This is a genomic window from Solimicrobium silvestre (genome assembly GCF_002976435.1).
GTDB lineage: Bacteria > Pseudomonadota > Gammaproteobacteria > Burkholderiales > Burkholderiaceae_D > Solimicrobium > Solimicrobium silvestre.
Genome location: NZ_PUGF01000001.1, coordinates 342,631 through 363,626 on the forward strand (window position 1 = coordinate 342,631; position 20,996 = coordinate 363,626).

General features: G+C 47.4%; 18 protein-coding genes. 3 read left to right on the forward strand and 15 right to left on the reverse strand.

The annotated features are described in order from the left end of the window. Positions 1-69 precede the first annotated feature (69 nt). The 9 genes from S2091_RS01465 to S2091_RS01505 form a co-directional block, all read right to left on the reverse strand. A complete protein-coding gene (locus S2091_RS01465; RefSeq protein WP_105529993.1) occupies positions 70-1,287 on the reverse strand; it encodes a THUMP domain-containing class I SAM-dependent RNA methyltransferase in 1,218 nt (405 codons plus the stop codon). 87 nt (positions 1,288-1,374) lie between these two features. Then, the gene (locus S2091_RS01470; protein WP_105529994.1) at positions 1,375-1,989 is read right to left on the reverse strand and encodes a 2-hydroxychromene-2-carboxylate isomerase; all 615 of its coding nucleotides are present in this window, start codon (positions 1,987-1,989) and stop codon (positions 1,375-1,377) included. Between the two features lie 8 nt (positions 1,990-1,997). Beyond that, entirely contained in the window at positions 1,998-2,420 is a 423-nt protein-coding gene (locus S2091_RS01475; protein ID WP_105529995.1) for a CopD family protein, read from the reverse strand. 137 nt (positions 2,421-2,557) lie between these two features. Beyond that, complete coding sequence (locus S2091_RS01480) at positions 2,558-3,823, reverse strand: glutamate-5-semialdehyde dehydrogenase (RefSeq protein ID WP_207769579.1); 1,266 nt, start codon at positions 3,821-3,823, stop codon at positions 2,558-2,560. Positions 3,824-3,831: 8 nt separating this feature from the next. After that, on the reverse strand, positions 3,832-4,860 hold the full coding sequence (gene holA, locus S2091_RS01485) for a DNA polymerase III subunit delta (RefSeq protein WP_105529997.1): 1,029 nt from the start codon (positions 4,858-4,860) through the stop codon (positions 3,832-3,834). A 2-nt stretch (positions 4,861-4,862) separates the two neighbouring features. Then, positions 4,863-5,369, reverse strand: a complete 507-nt coding sequence (locus S2091_RS01490) for an LPS-assembly lipoprotein LptE (protein WP_243405268.1) — start codon at positions 5,367-5,369, stop codon at positions 4,863-4,865. A 15-nt stretch (positions 5,370-5,384) separates the two neighbouring features. Further along, positions 5,385-8,015: a leucine--tRNA ligase gene (leuS, locus tag S2091_RS01495; protein ID WP_105529998.1), complete on the reverse strand. Its 2,631-nt coding sequence runs from the start codon at positions 8,013-8,015 to the stop codon at positions 5,385-5,387. 67 nt (positions 8,016-8,082) lie between these two features. After that, complete coding sequence (gene dapB / locus S2091_RS01500) at positions 8,083-8,892, reverse strand: 4-hydroxy-tetrahydrodipicolinate reductase (RefSeq protein ID WP_105529999.1); 810 nt, start codon at positions 8,890-8,892, stop codon at positions 8,083-8,085. Continuing rightward, entirely contained in the window at positions 8,885-9,454 is a 570-nt protein-coding gene (locus S2091_RS01505) for an outer membrane protein assembly factor BamE (protein WP_243405269.1), read from the reverse strand. Before S2091_RS01505 ends, dapB begins: the two co-directional genes overlap by 8 nt. A gap of 115 nt (positions 9,455-9,569) precedes the next feature. Between S2091_RS01505 and fur the strand changes: the two genes are divergently transcribed. Further along, on the forward strand, positions 9,570-9,995 hold the full coding sequence (gene fur / locus S2091_RS01510; RefSeq protein ID WP_105530001.1) for a ferric iron uptake transcriptional regulator: 426 nt from the start codon (positions 9,570-9,572) through the stop codon (positions 9,993-9,995). Between the two features lie 35 nt (positions 9,996-10,030). On the opposite strand, the gene sbcB is transcribed toward fur, so the two are convergent. From sbcB to S2091_RS01530, 4 genes are all read right to left on the reverse strand, one after another. After that, positions 10,031-11,464, reverse strand: a complete 1,434-nt coding sequence (sbcB, locus tag S2091_RS01515) for an exodeoxyribonuclease I (protein WP_105530002.1) — start codon at positions 11,462-11,464, stop codon at positions 10,031-10,033. 20 nt (positions 11,465-11,484) lie between these two features. After that, a complete protein-coding gene (hrcA, locus tag S2091_RS01520; protein WP_105530003.1) occupies positions 11,485-12,504 on the reverse strand; it encodes a heat-inducible transcriptional repressor HrcA in 1,020 nt (339 codons plus the stop codon). Positions 12,505-12,535: 31 nt separating this feature from the next. Beyond that, entirely contained in the window at positions 12,536-13,288 is a 753-nt protein-coding gene (locus tag S2091_RS01525; RefSeq protein WP_105530004.1) for a lysoplasmalogenase family protein, read from the reverse strand. Between the two features lie 127 nt (positions 13,289-13,415). After that, positions 13,416-14,642, reverse strand: a complete 1,227-nt coding sequence (locus S2091_RS01530; protein ID WP_105530005.1) for an MFS transporter — start codon at positions 14,640-14,642, stop codon at positions 13,416-13,418. A 114-nt stretch (positions 14,643-14,756) separates the two neighbouring features. Here S2091_RS01530 and S2091_RS01535 point away from each other — a divergent pair, with 114 nt between their 5' ends. Together S2091_RS01535 and S2091_RS01540 are read left to right on the forward strand one after the other, a co-directional pair. Then, positions 14,757-15,692: a LysR substrate-binding domain-containing protein gene (locus S2091_RS01535; RefSeq protein ID WP_105530006.1), complete on the forward strand. Its 936-nt coding sequence runs from the start codon at positions 14,757-14,759 to the stop codon at positions 15,690-15,692. A gap of 60 nt (positions 15,693-15,752) precedes the next feature. After that, positions 15,753-16,841: a threonine aldolase family protein gene (locus tag S2091_RS01540; protein ID WP_105530188.1), complete on the forward strand. Its 1,089-nt coding sequence runs from the start codon at positions 15,753-15,755 to the stop codon at positions 16,839-16,841. 55 nt (positions 16,842-16,896) lie between these two features. Here S2091_RS01540 and S2091_RS01545 read toward each other — a convergent pair whose 3' ends face one another. Then, positions 16,897-18,159: a histidine-type phosphatase gene (locus S2091_RS01545; protein WP_165794877.1), complete on the reverse strand. Its 1,263-nt coding sequence runs from the start codon at positions 18,157-18,159 to the stop codon at positions 16,897-16,899. A gap of 119 nt (positions 18,160-18,278) precedes the next feature. Continuing rightward, positions 18,279-20,975 carry a TonB-dependent receptor gene (locus S2091_RS01550; RefSeq protein ID WP_105530008.1) on the reverse strand — a complete coding sequence of 899 codons (2,697 nt, stop codon included), beginning with the start codon at positions 20,973-20,975 and terminating at the stop codon, positions 18,279-18,281. Positions 20,976-20,996 lie beyond the last annotated feature (21 nt).

The window sequence follows — 20,996 nt, forward strand, 5'->3', positions numbered from 1 at the left end:
CGTCATCCTCGCGCAGGCAAGGATGACGATGTTAAGGGTCCTTGTTGACCAACCAAGGACCGCACTACATCAAACTTCTTTCGGCTTCGCAGCCTCGCGGCGATTAAAGCCAGCCACCATGTCAAAACGAAACAAACGACATTCCAGCGCACCATTAAAGAATGGGGTTTTACGCGCTTCTTTGAGCCGTAGCATTTTTGGCAAAGTCAGGTCGGCAGTAAACAAAAATACCTGCCAGCCTGCAAAACGCTGCTTTAACGTAGTGCCAAAAGAGCTAAAGAATGCGTTGGCTAATTCATCGGTCTCTATAGTGCTGTCGCCGCGCACGCCTATCCGTTCACCATACGGTGGGTTGGTCAGCATAATGCCAGCCACTTCTGACGGAGGGGCTTGAATTTGTTGCGCTTCAATTTGCTTGAGCGGAACCTCAAAACGAATTCCGGCTTTATTCAAATTATTGCGCGTCATGACCACCATATCGCCGGAAATATCACTACCGAAAATAGTTGCCGGGCCAGTTACTTCATTGACCTTGATACTAGCCTTGATTGCTTGCCAGCTTGGGGCATCAAAATTGCCGAATTTTTCAAAAGCAAATTCACGATGCAAGCCTGGTGGAATACCCGCCAACATTTGCGCGGCTTCTGCCAAGATGGTGCCTGAACCACACATTGGATCAAACAAGGTCATGCCGGGTTTCCAGCCAGCCACGCGCAATAAACCTGCCGCTAAATTTTCACGCAAAGGCGCGTCACCGGTTTCCATGCGCCAGCCGCGTTTGAATAGCGGTTCGCCGGAGGTGTCGATGTACAACGTGAAATTACGCGCGTCTAAAAATCCGACCAAGCGAATATCCGGCGTTTGAGTGTCTACCGATGGGCGTTCGTTACACAAATCACGGAATCGGTCGCAGACCGCGTCTTTGATTTTTAACGTAGTAAATTCCAGGCTGCGCAATGGTGATTTAATCGCCGTGACATCGACCCGAATGGTGTGATGAATACTGAACCAATCTTCCCAAGGTTGCTCCATGGTCAGATCATAAATATCGTTTTCATTGGTATAGCTCTTGTGTGCCATGCGTAACAGCACTCTTGAAGCAATCCGTGAATGCAGATTAATTTGATATGCATCAGTCAATTCGCCGGAACAATGCACGCCACCGGGGACTTGGTTGTGTACATGTAAAGTGGGGCAATATTGAGCGGTAATTTCGGCTAATTCTTCCGTCAAAGCCTGTTCCATGCCGCGTGGGCATGGGCAAAAATAGGAATTTCTGTGTGTCATGGGATACCCTTTATCCGTTGGTGGTGATTGCTACTATTAAAGGTAGGACACAAACCTAGTTTGTGCCACCTCTTGCTATCTTCTTACTTAGCCGGCAAAAGCCCGCTCTAAAAACTCTAATCGATCTTGCCCCCAATATGCTTGCCCTTCAAACACATACCAAGGAACGCCATGCACATTCGCGGCTATCGCCTGCTGGGTGTGGCGTTGATACTCTGCCGCGACGCTTGCTGTTTCTGCTGACTTTAATAAAGCACACCCATCCAGCTCTACTTGCTCAGCCAATTCAATTAACGTTGCCTCGTCGGCGATATTTTTTTGCTCAGACCACAAGGCTCGCATAATTTGCGTACATAAATTAAGTGCCGCTTCGGTACCGTGGGTGAGCTGCGTGGCAATTAACAACTTCGCCGCCAAATCGCCGGAAACCGGAAAAAAGGCCGGCTGCAAATGAATTGGCATCGCTAAAAAATCACTCCAACGTTGCAATTCTTGCAGTCGATATGCTTGCCGCTGCGGAGCGCGTTTAGCCAGAGGCACCCCACCAGAAACCGCAAAAACGGAGCCGATTTCGATCGGCTTCATGTCAATCTTTACACCATGCTGCTGTGCTAACACTAGCAATCGTTGATGTCCGAAATAAGCCCAAGGCGACACGGGCGAAAAATAATATTCACAAACACGACTTTCCTTTGCCCGCATTACCGCTCCTAAAAAGGTTTAACGACAACTAAACAAACTACGATGAGTAACATTACAACCGGAATTTCATTGAAATAGCGATACCAAACATGGCTGCGTTTATTGATGCCATGTTCAAATTTTTTCAGCAAACTGCCACACGCATGTTGATAACCGAGTATCAGCACGACCAAGCCTAATTTGGCATGCATCCAGCCATTACCCGGGCCACGCCCAATACCGTACCAAAGGTATAAAACTAAACCAAAAATCAAGGCCAGCGCGCTCAGCATCAGAGTAAAGCGATATAATTTGCGCGCCATTTTAAGCAAACGTTCGGTTGCCATGCCGGGGCCTTCTTCTGCCAGGTTGACAAAAATACGTGGCAAATAAAATAAGCCCGCAAACCAGGACATCACAAAAACGATGTGTAATGCTTTAATCCACAACATAGTATTTCCTTTAATAAAGCTGGGCTAAGTACTAATATCAACCAGGCATTTGTTGAGTTTTGGACTGATAAACCCAACATTCTAATAGCGCCGCGATTAGCGTCATTTTTTCATTATTGTCACGCCAAGTTCAGCCACTATTCGCGCACTTCTCCATGCCCAAACACCACATATTTGACCGACGTTAAACCATGCAAGCCGACCGGGCCACGGGCGTGTAATTTATCGGTTGAAATACCAATTTCCGCGCCCAGACCAAATTCAAAACCATCCGCAAAACGCGTCGAGGCATTCACGATCACCGAAGCGGAATCAACCTCGCGCATAAAGCGCAGCGCACGGCTGTAATCTTCGCTAACTAGCGTGTCGGTATGTTGCGATGAATAGTGATTAATATGTGTAATCGCTTCGTCCAGATCGGACACGATTTTAATCGATAAAATCGGCGCTAAATATTCCGTACTCCAGTCCGCTTCTTGCGCTGCAACTAAGTAAGGATAATCTGCCAATAAGGCAAACGCTTCCGCATCACAGCGCAACTCAACTTGTTTTCTGGCGTACAACGTCGCTAATTTTGGCAAAATTTGTGCAGCTATCGGACGCGCCACCAATAAGGTTTCCATCGTATTGCAAGTGCCGTAACGATGGCATTTTGCGTTAAAAGCGATGTTTGCAGCTTTAACTAAATCGGCCTTATCGTCGATATACACATGACAAATCCCGTCCAGATGTTTAATCATCGGCACGGTGCTTTCTTTGATCAAGCGCTCGATCAAGCCTTTGCCACCGCGCGGCACAATCACATCCACAAATTCTGGCATGGTGATTAATTGACCAACAGCAGCGCGATCGGTAGTCTCAATGACTTGCACCGCTTGCACCGGCAAACCCGCACCCAGCAAACCTTCTTGCACTAGTTTTGCCAAGGCTTGATTACAGTGAATCGCTTCTGAACCGCCGCGCAAAATCGTTGCGTTACCACTCTTAATACATAAACCTGCTGCGTCTACCGTCACATTCGGACGCGCTTCATAAATAATACCGATCACGCCTAAAGACACTCGCATTTGCCCGACCTGAATTCCACTTGGACGGAATTTCAAATCAGTGATTTCACCAATAGGATCTGGCAATGCCGCTATCTGTAGCAAACCTTCTGCCATGTTGTTAATTGCCTGCTCTGACAGGCTTAACCTATCCAGCATTGCCGGCGCTAAACCTGTGGCGCGCGCAGCTTCCATGTCGATGTGATTTGCTGCACGTATAGCAACCGCTTCACGCAAAATGGCAGCAGCAATTAAGCGCAACGCCTGATTTTTTTGCGCACTGGAAGCTCGTGCCATCAAGCGACTTGCGCTTTTAGCTTGCTGTCCAATTTGCTGCATGTAATTTGCTATATCCATGATGTATTTTATGCTCTCGCCAGCGACAACGATAATTGTAAAACGGCGTCCCAGGCGTCGCCCGATAATTTTTTAACCCGTAAACCTTTAATCAACTTGTCAATTTGCGCCGCATTTTGTAAGGCATTTTGCAAAGTAGATAAACTTAATCGCCGCAAGGCCGGTTCCATTAATCGCTCGCGCCCACCCCAAATCCGCTGCTCTTTAAACATGGCAGATAACGGCCTACCTTCTTGCATGCCGATTTTCAATTTCAACAAGGTACGGCATTCTTCCGCCAACGCCCATAACACCAAGGGCAAGGCTTCGCCCTCGCCTTTTAAACCATCCAGCATACGAACCAAGCGTGCAATATCGCCCTGCAAAATAGCTTCGCTTAATTTAAATACATCGTAGCGCGCCACATTCAGCACCGCTTCTTGAATTTGTACAGTAGTCAATGTGCCAGCTGGGTAGAGCAAACCCAGTTTTTGGATTTCCTGATGCGCTGCAAGTAAATTACCTTCGACGCGATCAGCAATAAATTCCAGCGCTTCACGTTCGGTGCTTTGCCCTTGTTCTTTTAAACCACGTGCAATCCAGCCGGATAATTGAGCACGTTCAACCAAGGGAATATCCAAATATACCGCCGCGTCTTGCAAGCGCGTCACCCAAGCCGATTTTTGACTGGCCCAATCTAATTTGGGCAGGCTAATAATCGTAATATTGTCTGGGTTGGGATTATTTTTGAGCTGAGTTACATAATCCGTCAACGCTGCAGCACCATCTTTACCCGGCTTGCCGGTAGGGATGCGCAGGTCAATGATTTTTTTATCACCGAATAAAGACTGACTTTGATTCGCAGCTAATAACGCGCCCCATTTAAAGCTGCGTTCCACCGTTAAAATTTCACGCTCAGCAAAGCCTTCGGCACGCGCCTTAGCGCGAATTTTATCCAAGGCCTGTTGAGCCAATAGATGCTCGTCGCTACTCACCACATATAATGGGGCGAGAGATTTAGCGAGCTGTGCATCTAGTGCATCTAAACGCAATTGCACAACTAATCCATTTTCAACACAGAAAGCCGACGTACGACTTGCTGAATTAAATCGCCTTGCATGTCTTTGTAGAGCATGGCTTCTTCAGCAGCTTTAGATAAAATTACATTTTCGTTATAGCTAATCACGCGATGTAAAACGATGGTGGTTGGCGGCAAAAATAGTTTGCCATCGCTATTACGAACTTGGAACGTCAGATAACTATTGAGCGTGTATTCGCGCACCAAGCCCTGTACGGTCAGTGACAAAATAACTTTCTCTGGCCGCTCAGACAATATATCCAAAACCACATCGGCGTCTTTTTCATTATCGACCAATGCAGTGTTTTCCTGACCTTTTAAATTACGTCGCAACGATACGCCTAGCGGTGTCGTTTCCGAACCTTGCACGTAAATTGTCTTGAACGGAAATTCACTAGCTCCACGCAAATGGAATCCACAGGCGGATATCAGCAAGACCGAAGCCAGCATTGCACTCACCAGCCACCAGCGATTTATAAAGGACATCATGTTTAGTCTCATTCGTTACACCACAATATTAATAAGCTTGCCTGGCACAACGATCACTTTTTTAGGTGTACCAGTTAAGAATTTTTGTACGTGCTCGTGGCTCAAGGCAGTCGCTTCAATGCTGGCTTTATCCGCGTCCCGCGCCACTTTAATCGCACCGCGCAATTTACCGTTGACCTGCACCATGTATTCAATTTCATTTTGAATCAAAGCGGCTTCATCCAATTGCGGCCAGGGAGCATTGATGATTTCAATAGACGCATCCATTCCCATGTTTTGCCAAAGCGCATGGCAGATATGCGGGCAAACTGGATACAGAGAACGCAACAAAATGCTGAATGCTTCTTTAAGCACTGCAGCATGTCCATTACCTTCGGCTTTAAATGCCTCAATCGCATTGAGTAACTTCATCGCACCAGAAACGACCGTGTTGTATTGCAGTTTGTCGTAATCGTAATCAATCTGCTTTAATGTCAGATGTACTTCACGACGCAAAGCCTTTACTGGTTCTGCATAATCTGCAGTTGGATCAATCTTGCCCGCACCGCGTACTGTATCCAAATGTTTATGCGCATTAGCCCACAAGCGACGCAAATAGCGCGCTGCGCCTTCCACACCGGTATCGCTCCAGGCGGCGCTTTGATCTGGCGGGCCGGCAAACATGGTAAATAACCGTGCCGTATCTGCACCAAAACGGCTGATGATATCTTTTGGCTCGACCACATTATTTTTCGACTTGGACATTTTCTCAATGCCGCCCATCTGTACCGCTATGCCATCACTCTTTAAACTGGCAGAAACTGGCCGACCTTTTTCGTCATACGCCACTTCAATTTCATTTGGGTAGTACCAGGTTTTTTTGCCTGTTGCATCTTCACGGTAAAACGATTCATTCAGCAACATCCCTTGCGTGAATAAATTTTTAAATGGCTCGTCAAACTTGACCAAGCCAAGGTCGCGCATCGCTTTGGTCCAGAAACGTGCGTACAACAAATGCATCACCGCGTGCTCTACCCCGCCGATATACTGGTCCATCGCCATCCAGTAATCATTACGGCTGTCCACCATGCTTGTCGCATCAGGGCAGGTATAACGCATGTAGTACCAGCTGGAATCCACGAAGGTATCCATGGTGTCGGTTTCACGCTGGGCTGCTGCACCACAGGTTGGGCAAGCGACATTTAAAAAGTCGGCACGATGTTTTAACGGATTACCTGAGCCATCAGGAATACAATCGGTCGGCAAAATAACCGGTAAATCTTTTTCAGGTACAGGCACAGCACCGCATGCATCGCAATGAATAATTGGAATCGGCGTACCCCAATAACGTTGACGGCTAATGCCCCAGTCACGCAACCGCCAAGTGGTTTTCTTTTCGCCCAAACCTTGCGCTACCAGATCAGCGGCTACCGCCTGCACTGCTGCGGCATGATTCAAGCCGTCGTATTTACCGGAATTAACGGTAACAGCGCGCTGCTTGTCGCCATACCATTCTTGCCAGCCATCCAGGCTAAAGCTGCAACCATCAGCGGCAATAACCTGTTCAATGGCGATACTATATTTTTTAGCAAAAGCAAAATCACGCTCGTCGTGCGCCGGCACACCCATTACCGCGCCGTCGCCATAAGTCATCAACACATAATTACCGACCCAGACTTCGACCTGTTTGCCAGTGACCGGATGCGTCACAAACAAACCGGTTGGCATTCCTTCTTTTTCTTTGGTCGCCATTTCTGCTTCGGTGGTGCCACCGGTTTTGCAGACTTCAATGAAGGCGGCTAATGCTGGATTGTTTTTTGCAGCCAAGGTTGCCAGCGGATGTTCTGCTGCCACTGCACAAAAAGTGACGCCCATAATTGTGTCGGCGCGGGTAGTAAACACATACATTTTCCCGTCTTGTATCAGCTCACCGGCCTCATCTTTAATCTGATGCGGGAAGGCAAAGCGCACACCTTCGCTTTTACCAATCCAGTTGCGCTGCATGGTGCGAACCTGTTCTGGCCAGCCATCTAAATCATCAATGCTGGACAACAGTTCTTCTGCGTATTGTGTAATGCCAAAGTAGTAGCCAGGAATTTCGCGCTTTTCTACTAAAGCGCCGGAACGCCAGCCGCGACCATCGACAACTTGTTCGTTGGCCAAAACGGTTTGATCAATCGGGTCCCAATTCACAACCTGGGTTTTTTTGTAGGCAACGCCTTTGTCTAACAACTTCAGGAAAAACCATTGATTCCAGCGATAGTAATCAGGATCGCAAGTAGCGACTTCACGAGTCCAGTCAAATGCCAAACCCAGCGGTTGCATTTGCGATTTCATGTCGGCGATATTGGCGTATGTCCATTCAGCTGGTGATTTGTTGTACGCGATAGCGGCATTTTCTGCCGGCAAACCAAAAGCATCCCAACCCATCGGCATTAAGACATTAAAACCCTTCATCCGCAGTTGACGCGACAGCATGTCGTTAATGGTGTAGTTGCGCACGTGGCCCATATGCAATTTACCGGAAGGGTAAGGCAGCATCGAGCAAGCATAGTATTTACCCTTAGGGAAACGTGGGTCGTTTTCTTGCGTGCGGTACGCGTCGATATGTTGCCAATGGGCTTGAGCTTGCTGCTCTACATCAGATGGGCTGTATTTTTCTTGCATGGGGATTTGGCTATCTAAAAATCAGAGGTAATAAGTATTTAATGAATTGATATAGAGAGGCGATAAATTAACGCAAGCCAATCACATCATTCATATCAAAAAGACCGTGTTGCTTGTCTTGTAAAAACCGTGCGGCGCGCAGACTGCCATTGGCGTAAGTAACGCGCGAGGATGATTTGTGGCTAATTTCAACCCGCTCACCGATTCCGGCAAACAGCACCGTATGGTCGCCGACAATATCACCGCCGCGTATGGTGGCAAAACCAATTGAAGAAGGATCACGTTCACCGGTCTCGCCTTCACGCGCATACACGGCAACTTCATTCAAGTCGCGTCCGATTGCACTGGCGATGACTTCGCCCATTTTTAAAGCGGTGCCCGATGGCGCGTCGACTTTATGGCGATGATGCGCTTCGATGATTTCAATGTCGTAGCCTTCGGCAAAGCTTTTTGCTGCCAGCTCTAACAGCTTCATTGTCACCGTTACGCCAACACTCATATTCGGCGCAAACACGATGGCGGTTTTTTTAGCCGCCTCAGCAATTGCCGCTTTACCGGCATCATCAAAACCGGTAGTGCCGATGATCATTTTAATGCCGTGTTCAGCGCAATATTCCAGGTACTTTAAGGTGCCTTCAGGACGGGTAAAGTCAATCAGGTAGTCAGCATCGGCCAAGCCTGCCGACAAATCGGCGCTGATTGCTACGCCGGATAACTTTCCAGAAAATGCTGCCGCATCTTGTCCGATAGCTGGACTACTTGCCACATCTAAAGCGCCTGCCAATTGAGTATCATCAGCGGCATTGACCGCTTCAATCAGCATATGCCCCATACGACCTGAGGCACCGGCAATGGCTATTTTCAACAAATTATTCATCTTTTTTAGGTTTTGGTTTGTCAGCTTTACGATCAGTATGTTCAATCGTATCAACAATCGCCGCATTGGTAATGCGCGTCAGGTATTCCTGCTCATTCGGCAATTCGCCACGCTCAATTTTGGAGACCAGACTTTTACTAAAGGTCACGGTAACGCGTGAAGTAATCAATTCGCCGGAAGGTTTTAACAAACGAAATATGTAATCCCAACGATCGGCGTGGAACATATCTGTCAGTAGCGCGGTGCCGAGCAAGAAACGTACTTGTTCGCGCGTCATACCTTCTTTTACTTGCGCCACCATTTCTTGCGACACAAAATTACCCTGTTGAATTGTGATGCGATATGGTGTGAAAATTCCCATGAATTTTTCAAAGCCGACAGGTGCAACTGTTTTGGTGCTTAAATGATCTGGGTCAGATGATTCTGAACTGCCCGAAGTTGCGACTGGAGCCGCTGCTGCTGGTGTAGCGGGCGCAGTAGTTTGGCTGGCCGCAATTGAGCTATCTTGAACAGGCGGATTTTGACTAGCACAACCAGATATCAATACAAACATGCTCAGCATTAGATAATATTTTGTATTACAATTTTGCAACATTCGCATAAATAGCCTTAATTCATTGAGCAACAGGACGAAAACACTATATGATAAAGCAGATATTCAAGATTGAAGAAAAAAAATGACCAATCCCCCTAATCTCAAATCCAGCGGCCTTAAAGCCACCCTGCCACGTTTAAAAATTTTGGAAATCTTCCAAAACAGCAGCGTCAGACATCTTTCAGCTGAAGATGTCTATAAAATTCTCTTAAATGACAATATGGATGTCGGTCTGGCGACCGTTTATCGGGTTCTAACCCAGTTTGAACAAGCCGAAATCATCCATCGTAATCATTTTGAAACCGGCAAAGCCGTGTTTGAACTCAACGAAGGTTCGCATCACGATCACCTGGTTTGCATTAATTGCGGCAAAGTTGAAGAGTTTTACGATGCTGAAATTGAACAACGCCAACAAATGATTGCAACCGAACGCGGCTTTACCATTACCGAACATTCCCTGGCGATTTACGGTAATTGCATTAAGCCGAATTGCCCGAATAAAGCGTAATTATTACGCTTTATTCTTCGGACTAATGATTCGACTTAATTCTGCACCGGCACAATTTGCTCTGCGTAATCATACAGGCTAGCCAGAATTTCTTCATCCTGCTCGCTAGCTTGTTCAGACAAACGATCTATCTCCGCAAAATAAGCATCCACCGTTAAGGCATTCGCGCTTCCGTCAAAAAAACGGCTAGCGCGTAATGTATCCCAGCGTTCCGCTTCTTGCTCAGACAATGTTTCTGGGAAATTACGGGCACGATACCGGAACAGTAATTCATCCAGACGCGCATCTTGAAATTCAGTCACAGTTCTTGCCAGTTTTTCGCCAGAATAAGTTACTAAGCTTTGCAAACTGCGTCGATCTGTATTCCCAATAAAACCATTATATAAATCTTGATCTACGTCCTGGGCCTCGTTATTTTCACGCTTAAAAACCTGCTGCCAAACGGCATTTAAGTCCGGCAAAGCCAGCGCATATTCAGCGTGCTGCATGGCGAGTTCCACAGAAATCCCCCATTGCTCTGCCATGGCAGGCTGCAAGGTTTTCAGATTGCCAATGACGATCGGAGATTTATTTAAATGAATACCTTTAATCGGCAAGCGCGTAACACCTTCAGGCAAGGCATCGGCTTTAGAAAACATCCGCAGGCGAATTGCTTCGGCATTCATGCCCAGCAATTCACGCGGGTCATACGCCAAATTCCAGCTAATCACTTCATTCTTATTAGTTGGATGCGGCGCCAACGGCCAAGCGATGCACAGGCAACCATTTTCAACCGGGATCATGCCGGTAACATGTAGAAAAGGACGCTGTTCAGGCAAGCCAATTTCCGCTGCGACTTTATCTTTTTTATGCAAAGAAAAGCAAAAATCAAACAACTTGGGCTGTACTTTTCGCACCAACTTTGCCAGGGCGATAGTCGCGCGCACGTCCGACAAAGCATCATGCGCTGATTCATGCGCAATACCGTTCGCTGCACACAGATGTTCTAATTTAAAACTGACTTTACCTTCATCATTGCGCGGCCAATTAATTCCTTCAGGACGCAACGCATAGGTAGTGCGCAACATGTCTAAAATATCCCAACGACCACACTGGTTTTGCCATTCACGCGCATACGGCTCCAGCAAATTCCGCCACAACATAAAGCGAGTGATTTCATCATCAAAACGGATGGTGTTATAACCCACGCCGATGGTGCCGGGTTCGGAAAATTGCTGATTAATCTGTTGGGCAAACTGGTACTCGGGAATGCCGCGCTCCAAACACATTTGCGGGGTAATACCAGTGATCAGGCAGGCTTGCGGTTCCGGCAAAAAATCGGGAGCTGGCAGGCAATACCACATCATCGGTTCGCCAACCTCATTCAGATCAGCATCGGTGCGTATCGCTGCAAATTGTGCGGGCCGGTCACGCCGGGTGTTGGCACCGAATGTTTCGTAGTCGTGCCAGAGAAAAGTATGTGCTTGCATGCGTTAACCTAAATTGTTTTTCAATAACTCAACGCATTAGATAGTAATTTAGCGGTAATGTCGACTATTGGAATTACCCGTTCATACGCCATGCGGGTCGGGCCGATCACGCCCAGCGTACCGACCACTTTGCCATTGACCTGATAAGTGGAGGTTACGACGCTCATATCGTCCATCGGCACGAGTTGTGATTCGCCGCCGATAAAAATCTGCACGCCGCTGGCTCTGGAAGACATATCCAATAAATTTATCAGGCCGGTCTTTTGTTCAAATAAATCAAATAATTGGCGCAAAGAACTCATATTGGACGAGAGTTCATTAACTTTTAATAAATTGCGTTCGCCGGAAATAACGACTTCATCACCGGAATCTTCCATCGCATCACTGCCCGCTTGTACGGCGGCTTTCATCAGCGTGCTTAATTCATTCTGCAACTGACTCAATTCGCCCTGCAAACGCTGACGCACTTCAGTGAGCGCCAATCCTGCGAAATGATGATTGATGTAATTTCCAGCCTGAATTAATTGCGCCGGTGTGTAATCCACTTCCGTCAACAACAGGCGGTTTTGCACGTCGCCATTGGGCGCTACGATTACTAATAAAATGCGCTTTTCAGATAAGCGTAAAAATTCGATTTGCTGAAATACCGATTCGCTGCGCGGTGTCATTACCACGCCAGCAAAGTGCGACAGGGAAGATAACATTTGCGCTGCATTGGTGATAATTTTTTGCTGCGGATTGTGTCCATTCAGAGCCTGCATTTTTGACTCTAGCGAAGCAATGTCGCCGTGTTGCACAGTCAGTAAAGTATCGACAAATACGCGATAACCACGCGGCGTTGGGATTCGTCCGGCAGAAGTATGCGGGCTGGAAACAAAGCCCATTTCTTCCAAATCTGCCATCACATTGCGTATTGTTGCCGGAGATAAATCCAAGCCAGAAATTTTTGACAGCGCGCGCGACCCTACCGGCTGTCCGTCAGCGATATAACGTTCTACTAAGGCCTTAAGTAGAGTTTGGGCACGATTATCTAGTTGCATGCTGGTATTTTAATGTATTCACCGCAGCGATTCACACATTTGCCGTTTTTTCTATGCAAAGTATGGCGTTAAAGACTAAAAAAATGCCGAGAATATAAGTACTGAGTATCCAGATCGGATTACTAAACCACGGCATAGTGACGCCTACAAACGCAGTCAGGCCGATAATTGTGTCTGAAAAAACAATTACATTACTACCGAGAACTAATGCCAGATAAGGCAAAAACTGTAGTTTGCTGCGTGTATACACGGCCAAAGTCGCGGCACCCACCACGATCGGGCTATATAACCACAACACCAGCAGCAAATACGCCGGAGCTTGATTGTTCAGCGTTATCCAGATCAGCACCGCCAGCGTAATCAGAATATTTGCAACTAACGGCAACGGTTGCGCTTTGATATCCTCTCGCCAATCCGGATTCAATGCAAGGTAGTAACGCGCCAAATTGCCATAGGCCGCACAAAAACATAGCACGCCTAATACAAAATTAATTGGGCGTGTACCAGTCATGTCAGCGTAATTGAGATCCAGCGGCTGCAATAAGATGTCTCCTGCCAAACAGAATAAAACCGCCGCCAGAATTTTTAATGGCAATTTATTGGCCAGCTGTTGCGACAATAAAAGTGCCAGGATAAAACAAAGCAGAAATTTAGAAATTAAAGTTTGATCAGTATGATGCGTGGCCAATGCCCAAATTTGCCAAATAGCATCGAGCAGAAATAATAAATTAAGAACAATAGTGATTTTATTCGGTACGCACTTACTCATACTTTGTTGTTTCATTTTTATTATTCCACTGAAATTGAACTTCACCAAAATCTATCTAGAGCTACTATATTTCTGCAGTGTAATATAGTTGCTCTTTATTTATGCATAAATTTTTATGGCGAAGCATTTATTGCGAAATATTTCAGGCTTTAACATGATTGAGCATGAGCCGATCAGCTTTACCACGATAAAACCAAAGCAGTGCACATGCTTGTACGCCCAAGGCAAGAATCCAATTAGCCCGATGCGCTAACGCTGCGTTAAAAACATCACCGTGCGGCCAGATATTCAGCAATAAACCAAACCCATATTGAACAATAAAGGCACCAATAAATAAGGCCAGGGTTAATAAAGTACTGACACGGCCAGCCAACTGCGCGGGGAACTCTTGAGCCAGCGATGCATAGCACAACACGCCTGCCGTACCCGAAAAACCGTAAAAACTCCACAACAACCAAACTGGCAATGGCACTTCCAGCACAATCAGTAACTGGGCCAACATAAACGCCAGCATTCCGACAACTGCCGTACTTTGCAATGCAATGCCATGACTATGCAAACGGCGACCCAACCAACCAAAACCGACGGCACCAACCACCATTGCAAGACCCATAATAGTCACCATATTCGCCGCGGCTCCTGGCGACAATTGCGTCACATCACGCAAGTAAGGCCCGGCCCATAACCCCTGCACGCCAAGAAATACCCCTTGGCTGACCATAGCCAAGGGCGCAATCCGTACAAAGACCGGGCTACGAAATACCTCTGCAATACCGCGCCACTGCGAACCAATCGGACTAACCGCCTGTGCTTCAGAGCGCTCCGGCACCAGCCAAAACAAGGCTAAAACGATCAAGCCGATCAGCATTGCCACCGTGACGAACAACACTCGCCAACTCGTCACACTCAACGCCCATTCAACCGGCACACCTACGGCGACAGCACCAAGTCCGCCGATGGCATATAACGCACCGTTCATTAACGGTAAATGTCGGGCATCAAACCAGCTGATAATCGCTTTCAGTCCCGCCATCATGCAAGCAGAAGTACCAACGCCCAATAACAAACGTCCCATCAACAAGCCGCTAAAACCCTCGGCATAGGCAGAAACCAAAGCACCCAACGCGGCCAGCACCAATAATGGCATCAACACGCGGCGCGGCCCGAAACGATCCAACATGACGCCGAGCGGTAACTGGCAAGCGGCAAAAGCAAAAAAGTACAAACTAGTCAGCAAACCTAACTGCGCAGGCGACAAACCAAGCTCACTACTAAGCAGCGGAGCCAAGGGCAAATTAATCCCGCGTACTAGATAAGAAACGAAGTATCCGAGTGAAAATATGATAAAAACACGTAATGCCGTCTTCATAGTAAAGCACCAATGAGGAAAAGAAGCGTCGATAATACCTGCCAGAAGGTGCAAAGACCAACGAAGTGTTTTATCCTTATAGTTGAGTAAAACTAACCGATTAAATCAAAGCCCATGTTTGAACGCTTGCCACCAACCCAGACTTTACGAGCATTTGAAGCAGCTGCGCGTCTGGAAAATTTCACCCGAGCCGGCGAAGAGTTGAATATTACTCACAGCGCGATCAGCCACCAGATTCGTGCACTGGAACAAAGCACCGGGCGCAAATTATTTCAACGTCAGGGTCGGCAAATGGTGCTCACGGGTGCTGGAAAGCTGTTATCCGAACAAGTAAGACTGGCTCTGGAAGACCTGGACCGCGCCTTACGCCTGACCCGTCAGGAATCCAAGCGCCAAACACAGACCCTGCGTTTAGCTACCCCGCCTTCGTTTGCTGGCGTGTGGCTGGTACCCAGACTATACGAGTTCCACGCCCAGCATCCGCAACTGGAAATTAGTCTGCGTACCACGCATGAACTTAATGAGCTTGATTTTGATGAGGCGGATATCGCCGTCTGGTACGGGCGCAAAACCAGTTCTGAGCTGGAATATGAATTGCTCCTCGATGAAGTCACCTTTCCGGTTTGTAGCCCGGAATTTTTAGCCAAACACCCGCACCTTACTCCCGCTACCCTGGCGGCCAGCCCGAACACACTGCCGCCGCTGCCGCTACTGCGCTATGCCCATCACAGCGGTTGGGAAGTATGGTTTAAAGCAGCCGGAATTCGGGGTCGGGAACCTCAATCCGGCCCGCTGTATGACGACCCGATTCACTTACTGGAGGCAGCTGCCGCGCATCAAGGCATTGCATTAGCGCGCTCCTGTTTGGTCGGCAGTTACCTTGCAAATGGGCGCTTAGTACGACTATTTGATGAAACCAGTCCATACAATATAAATGCGCCAGCACGCGGTGCTTATTTTGCGGTTTGGCCGCGCAACGCCAATAAAACTGAAGCAATCGCCTTACTACGTAGCTGGCTGCATTCAATTCTCGACAAACCCGATACTTGATGGCTAAGCTAGCCCACTATTCAAACTTTAATCCGTATCAAAAATAGAATGGATCACACCATGACCGAAGCTGAACTCAATCAATTACGCAAGCAATGCCACACACTGTTAGGCGGTCATCGGCAGCATGACCCCGCCGCTGAATTCGCGGCCATGTCGGCTTACTGCGCCACACATCAGATTGAACACGACACTTACGGCGAAGGCGAATTCGTTCAAACTTTTGAACAAAAAATCGCTACATTGCTGGGTTTTGAAGCTGGGGTATTTTGCATCACGGGCACCATGACGCAGACACTGGCATTACGGCTCGCTTGTGCTGAACGCGGCAGTTCGCTCGTCGCCTTACACCCAACTGCGCATATCTTGAAACATGAAAACAGTAACTATCAATTACTGGATCATTTTAAAGTGCAGCAATGCGGTGACCCGTATCGCACCTGGAATTGTGCGGATTTACAAGCGGTCAAAGATAAAATTGGCTGCGTGTTATACGAACTGCCAATGCGCGAAATTGGCGGACAATTGCCGAGCTGGGATGAGCTAGATGCGATCAAAAATTACTGCCGCGAACAAAATATTCATCTGCACATGGACGGTGCGCGTTTGTGGGAAGCGCAGGCGGGTTATGGGCGGCCTTTTACAGAAATTACACACGGCTTTGATACTATCTATGTCTCTTTTTACAAAGGCATCGGCGGTTTAGGCGGTGCGATGTTATTAGGTACCAAGGAATTTGTCGCTAAAGCTAAAGTGTGGATGCACCGCCAGGGCGGCAGCGTGTTCCGTCGAACGCCCTATGTGGTTGCCGCCGCGATGCAGTTTGAGCAGCGTCTGGCCGATCTGCCTGCCTGTTTTTCCAGAACCCGTGAACTGGTTGAATTAATTAAAAATTTTCCGAAACTGAAAATAAACCCGGCGACACCGCAATGCAATATGTTTCATTTGTATTTACCGGTAAGCCGCGAACGTGCCATTGAAATCCGTAATCAAATAGCACAGCAACATGGCATCTGGCTATTTAACCGGGCAGCAACAACCGCGCTGGCAGATCAAAGTTATGTGGAATGGACTGTGGGCGACCAGATGCTGGCTCTGACTGATACTCAGGTTTTAGCGGCGCTGACTTTGCTGCACGCGGCGTTCTGACGTTTTAGAAATTAAGATGCTCAGGCTGATATTGCATCAACCTGAGCATCTATCATTATTTACGTTGGCAATCGGTAGGCAATGTTTTCATCACTTCCTGCACTACATCGGCAAGTTCGCAGTGTTTCCCCTTAGCCTGACAAGCAGCTGGCATCAACGGAATTTGCCGCAGCGGTTCGCCCTGCAATTCACGCACTTGCTCCATACCCTGATAAAACAAACGCATGCGCAACAGAGCCTGGCCGGTTTTATTATCACGCCAGCGTTCAAACGCAATCGCGGTGCCAGGCGCGGTGACATCGGGCTGATCAGGTAAATGCCAGTTCAAATTAAACACGCCAGCAAGATTGGACAAATTAGTATCATGCCCTGCCAACACAATAAGCCGGTTCTGTTCCGCTATCTTTGGAATAGTAGAACTGACGCTGTTTTCAGATAACGCCGCCAGAATAAAGCGTACTAAGGAATCAGCGCGACGCAATGCGATATACGGAGTACGGCGAGTTAAGTTCGATGCATGCTCATGAATTAACAGCAAGCTAGCAATATCATCGCGACTAACTCTTCCCCAGCCGACTTGCGATAGTGGCAGCCCGTTTTCATATTCCAATAAAAGTATTTCAGCGACGGTTGCGCCAGTAGCTAATGGCCCAAGCAGTTTAACTTCGGTTGCACTGGTGCTGAGTTTGCTTGGTTCAGCCAGACACATGCCTGGCCCTTTATTACATGCCAGCGGTGCCATCACTTTCTGCAAATTCGCTAGGGCAGCATTTGTTTTTGGCGTATCAATGGGGCCATTTTCCAACACAGCTTTTTGCGCCGCAATCGGGTCAAGCTTGCACACTCCGGCACTCAATGCATCAAATAGCGGATCAGTAGCGTTTGCTGACCATGCAACAGCAGGTGCATTGGTTTGATCGGTGGTTAGACCTTGAGCTAAAAAATGCGCTGTTGCACGCGTGCGTTGATCAGCTCCATCAGCCCAGAGTAACGTTTTTTCGGAAATGGAGCCTTGTTCAGGCAACAAGCCAGCACTGGCATAAAAATGACGTAAATCGACACCAAGCTTACGAATCGACTCTGCACCATGCGGAGTTAATTCACCTGGTGCAGCACCCCAGGCGGCATCATCCGGCCAGGAAGAATCCGACCAGGCTGCCATCGCTTTAGCGGATTTGGTAGGTGGACGCACACCATGACGCATCACAAGAACCGCACGTTCCAGTGTTAGCTCAGCCTCTTGAGCGTAACTAGGAATAATGAACGTAACTAATAAAGTAAATAAGGCAACGCTGCTGAATTTGGATTTAAATCTCATAAAACTCATTCCTGGCAAGTAGTTGTAGATCCAAGTCTGTTGAGCTTGGATTGCACTCTATTTTGACGGAACAATTTTTCCATTCCGCCAAAATAGATTTCACCAACAACGCTTAATTTTTAATAACTAAAGTTCAAGCCAGCCAAAAAGGTTGGCCCATAAAATTCACGCTGAATAGGGCGATCAGGTGAACCTTCATAAAACTTAAGCGGCGTATTGCTGATATTTTTTGCTGAAAAATAGAGCGATATTTTTTCATTAATGACATAAGACCCGCCGAAATCAACTTGTAAACGCGCATCAGAGAACGTATCCGGTGTCGTTGCGTTACCACCGATTGCCCACAAATCAGCTGATACATAATTAACGCCTAAACGCAGATCCAGACCATCACGCTCATAGAACAACATCGCATTGGCATTGTTACGTGAGGTTGATGGCAGCATGGATGTGAATCCAGGATGGATATCGGTACCAGAATCAACAAACGTATAATTCAAGTTCACGCCAAAACCACTCCAAAAATCAGGCAATTCTTTAAACTTCTGTTGATAGTTAAATTCCAAACCACGTGCATAACCAGAATTGGTATTCGTAAAAGAAGTTACCGATGCTTCGCCAGCCAAACCTGCATACAAACCACTGTTTTGGAACATCTGGTTATAGGTTGTTGCCACGATGTAGTTTTTGATTTCTTTATCAAATAGTCCGACCGAAAAAATTCCTGAATGCGGAAGATATTTTTCGTACGACAAATCAAATGAATTAGCCGTGGTCGGCTTCAGGTTTGGGTTACCTACGCTAACGGTATTGTCCGCCGAGCTTACCTGTACCGATGGGTTAATTTGATTAAAGCCCGGCCGTGCAATGGTGGATGAAAATGAAGCGCGCAATAAAGTGGCCGGATCAAGCTCGTACCGTGCTTGGGCACTTGGGAAAGCATTAGTGTAGTGGCGTGCCATGCTGCTCGGCTCCACAACGTTATTGCCACCCGCATCCACACCTTGAGAAATTGCATCATATTGTGCATTGGTATTTTCAACACGCACACCGGCAATAACGCCAAGCTTGCCCGCTGTCATCTGATATTGCCAATACAAGGAATTAACATTTTCTGTGTCGTGCTGGTAAGCCAGTTGTGCGTTCAACATGTCACTAGCTTTAATGATTTGATAGCTTGCCAATTGCGTATTCAACTCACCGGCTGGTATCAGCGGCCCGATTTGATATATACCATTATAAAAAGTTGTATCGCCGCCCGTTGCCACGCTAGTTAAAGGCAGATTTGGGATACCTTTATAGCTATATGGCTGCTCTTCTGCGTTACGGGTTCTTACCCGTGCGTCCAGACCAAATTTAATATTTTCATCATCAAATGAACCCCAGCTTACCGGCATTTTTAAATTGCTGGCAAACGACCATTCATGGTCGGTAATATCTTCCGTTTGATTTTTAAAACTGCCCAACGTGTAGTTACCCGGATTGAGGTAATTGGCACCGCTGACATTAAATAGCGAGGTATTACCTGCCCCGGTATTATTGTAAGTAATGCTTCCAGCAGACGGCGTGTAATTAAAGTCAGCTTTATAGTCATAGAACTGATTATAGGAACCCTTGGTATAACCCAGGCGATAATCCAGCACGTTGCCACCAAATTTATTTTGACCGCCAACCATGAAAACCTGATTGTCGATTTTCTCTTTTTCATCGGTCAAAAATTTATCAAAGCCATTCGCGCTTACACCGTCGGTAAATCCACCGCCAGGTGCGGTAACCGGATTGCCATCCATGGTGATTTGCAGGTGATTATTTTGCTTGGCTTCTGTATAGCCAGCATCAAATGCACGAATATAATAAGTACTATTTGCGTCTGGTTGAGCACCTAAATCCAGGCCAACACCGTGCCGTTGACGGTCGTACTGATAGCGACGCATATCAATATCTGCTAATGAGTTCGATGGATGTACGCCGTCGTCAATGTAAGACTGTTCAACGTCGTCAATGCCGCGCTTATCGTGATAGTAAGCCGCCGTAAATACGGCAGAAAATGGATGGTCCGAGTAACTGGAAATGCCGTTGGTGTGTTCTCCAGAACCGCCAAAGCGGCCACCGACGGTGGCAGACACATCCGTGATCGCCGTACCGCGTAATCCTTCGTAGCCAGAACCGATATGCCCATCAAAAAATGGCTTGCCATCGGCTGGTGCCGTTTTTGGCGTAATTTCAATCGTTCCGCCTAGTGCTTCAGCATCTTGTTCTGGTAAGTTACTTTTAGTGACTGTGATCGAGCCAACCAGCCCGTTCGGAATCGCATCAAGTGCTACCGCGCGGCCTCCGTTTTGCGGTGAAGCCGGGTTCGACGGCGGCAAACGCAGGCCGGCAAATGTGGTGCTGTTTAAATCAGAATCCAGACCGCGAATATTAATGAAGCGTCCTTCGCCGGTATCGGTTTCTAATGAAATACCCGGCAGGCGAGCCACGGCTTCAGCGACGTTTACATCCGGTAATTTACGGATTTCATCGGAGGTCAGTACATTGATCAAATTCGGTGCTTCTTTTTGCGCTTTAATCGCGTTATAGGCAGTTGCACGCTGACCTAGAATCGTGATCTCTTCAATCGCAGAAACTGGTTTTGTGTCGCCAGCATCAGCTGGGCTTGCCTCTGCAACCAGTGGAGTTTCATCCGCTGCCGCCCAAGCTGGTTGCACTAAAGCCGTATTCGCACAAAGCGCGCTACACAATAATAAAATACTTTTCGCCAGAGGCGTCAACTTAAAACTTACCGGCTGAATTCGTTGCATATCGATTGGTTTCACTTAAATATCCTTGTTAAATTA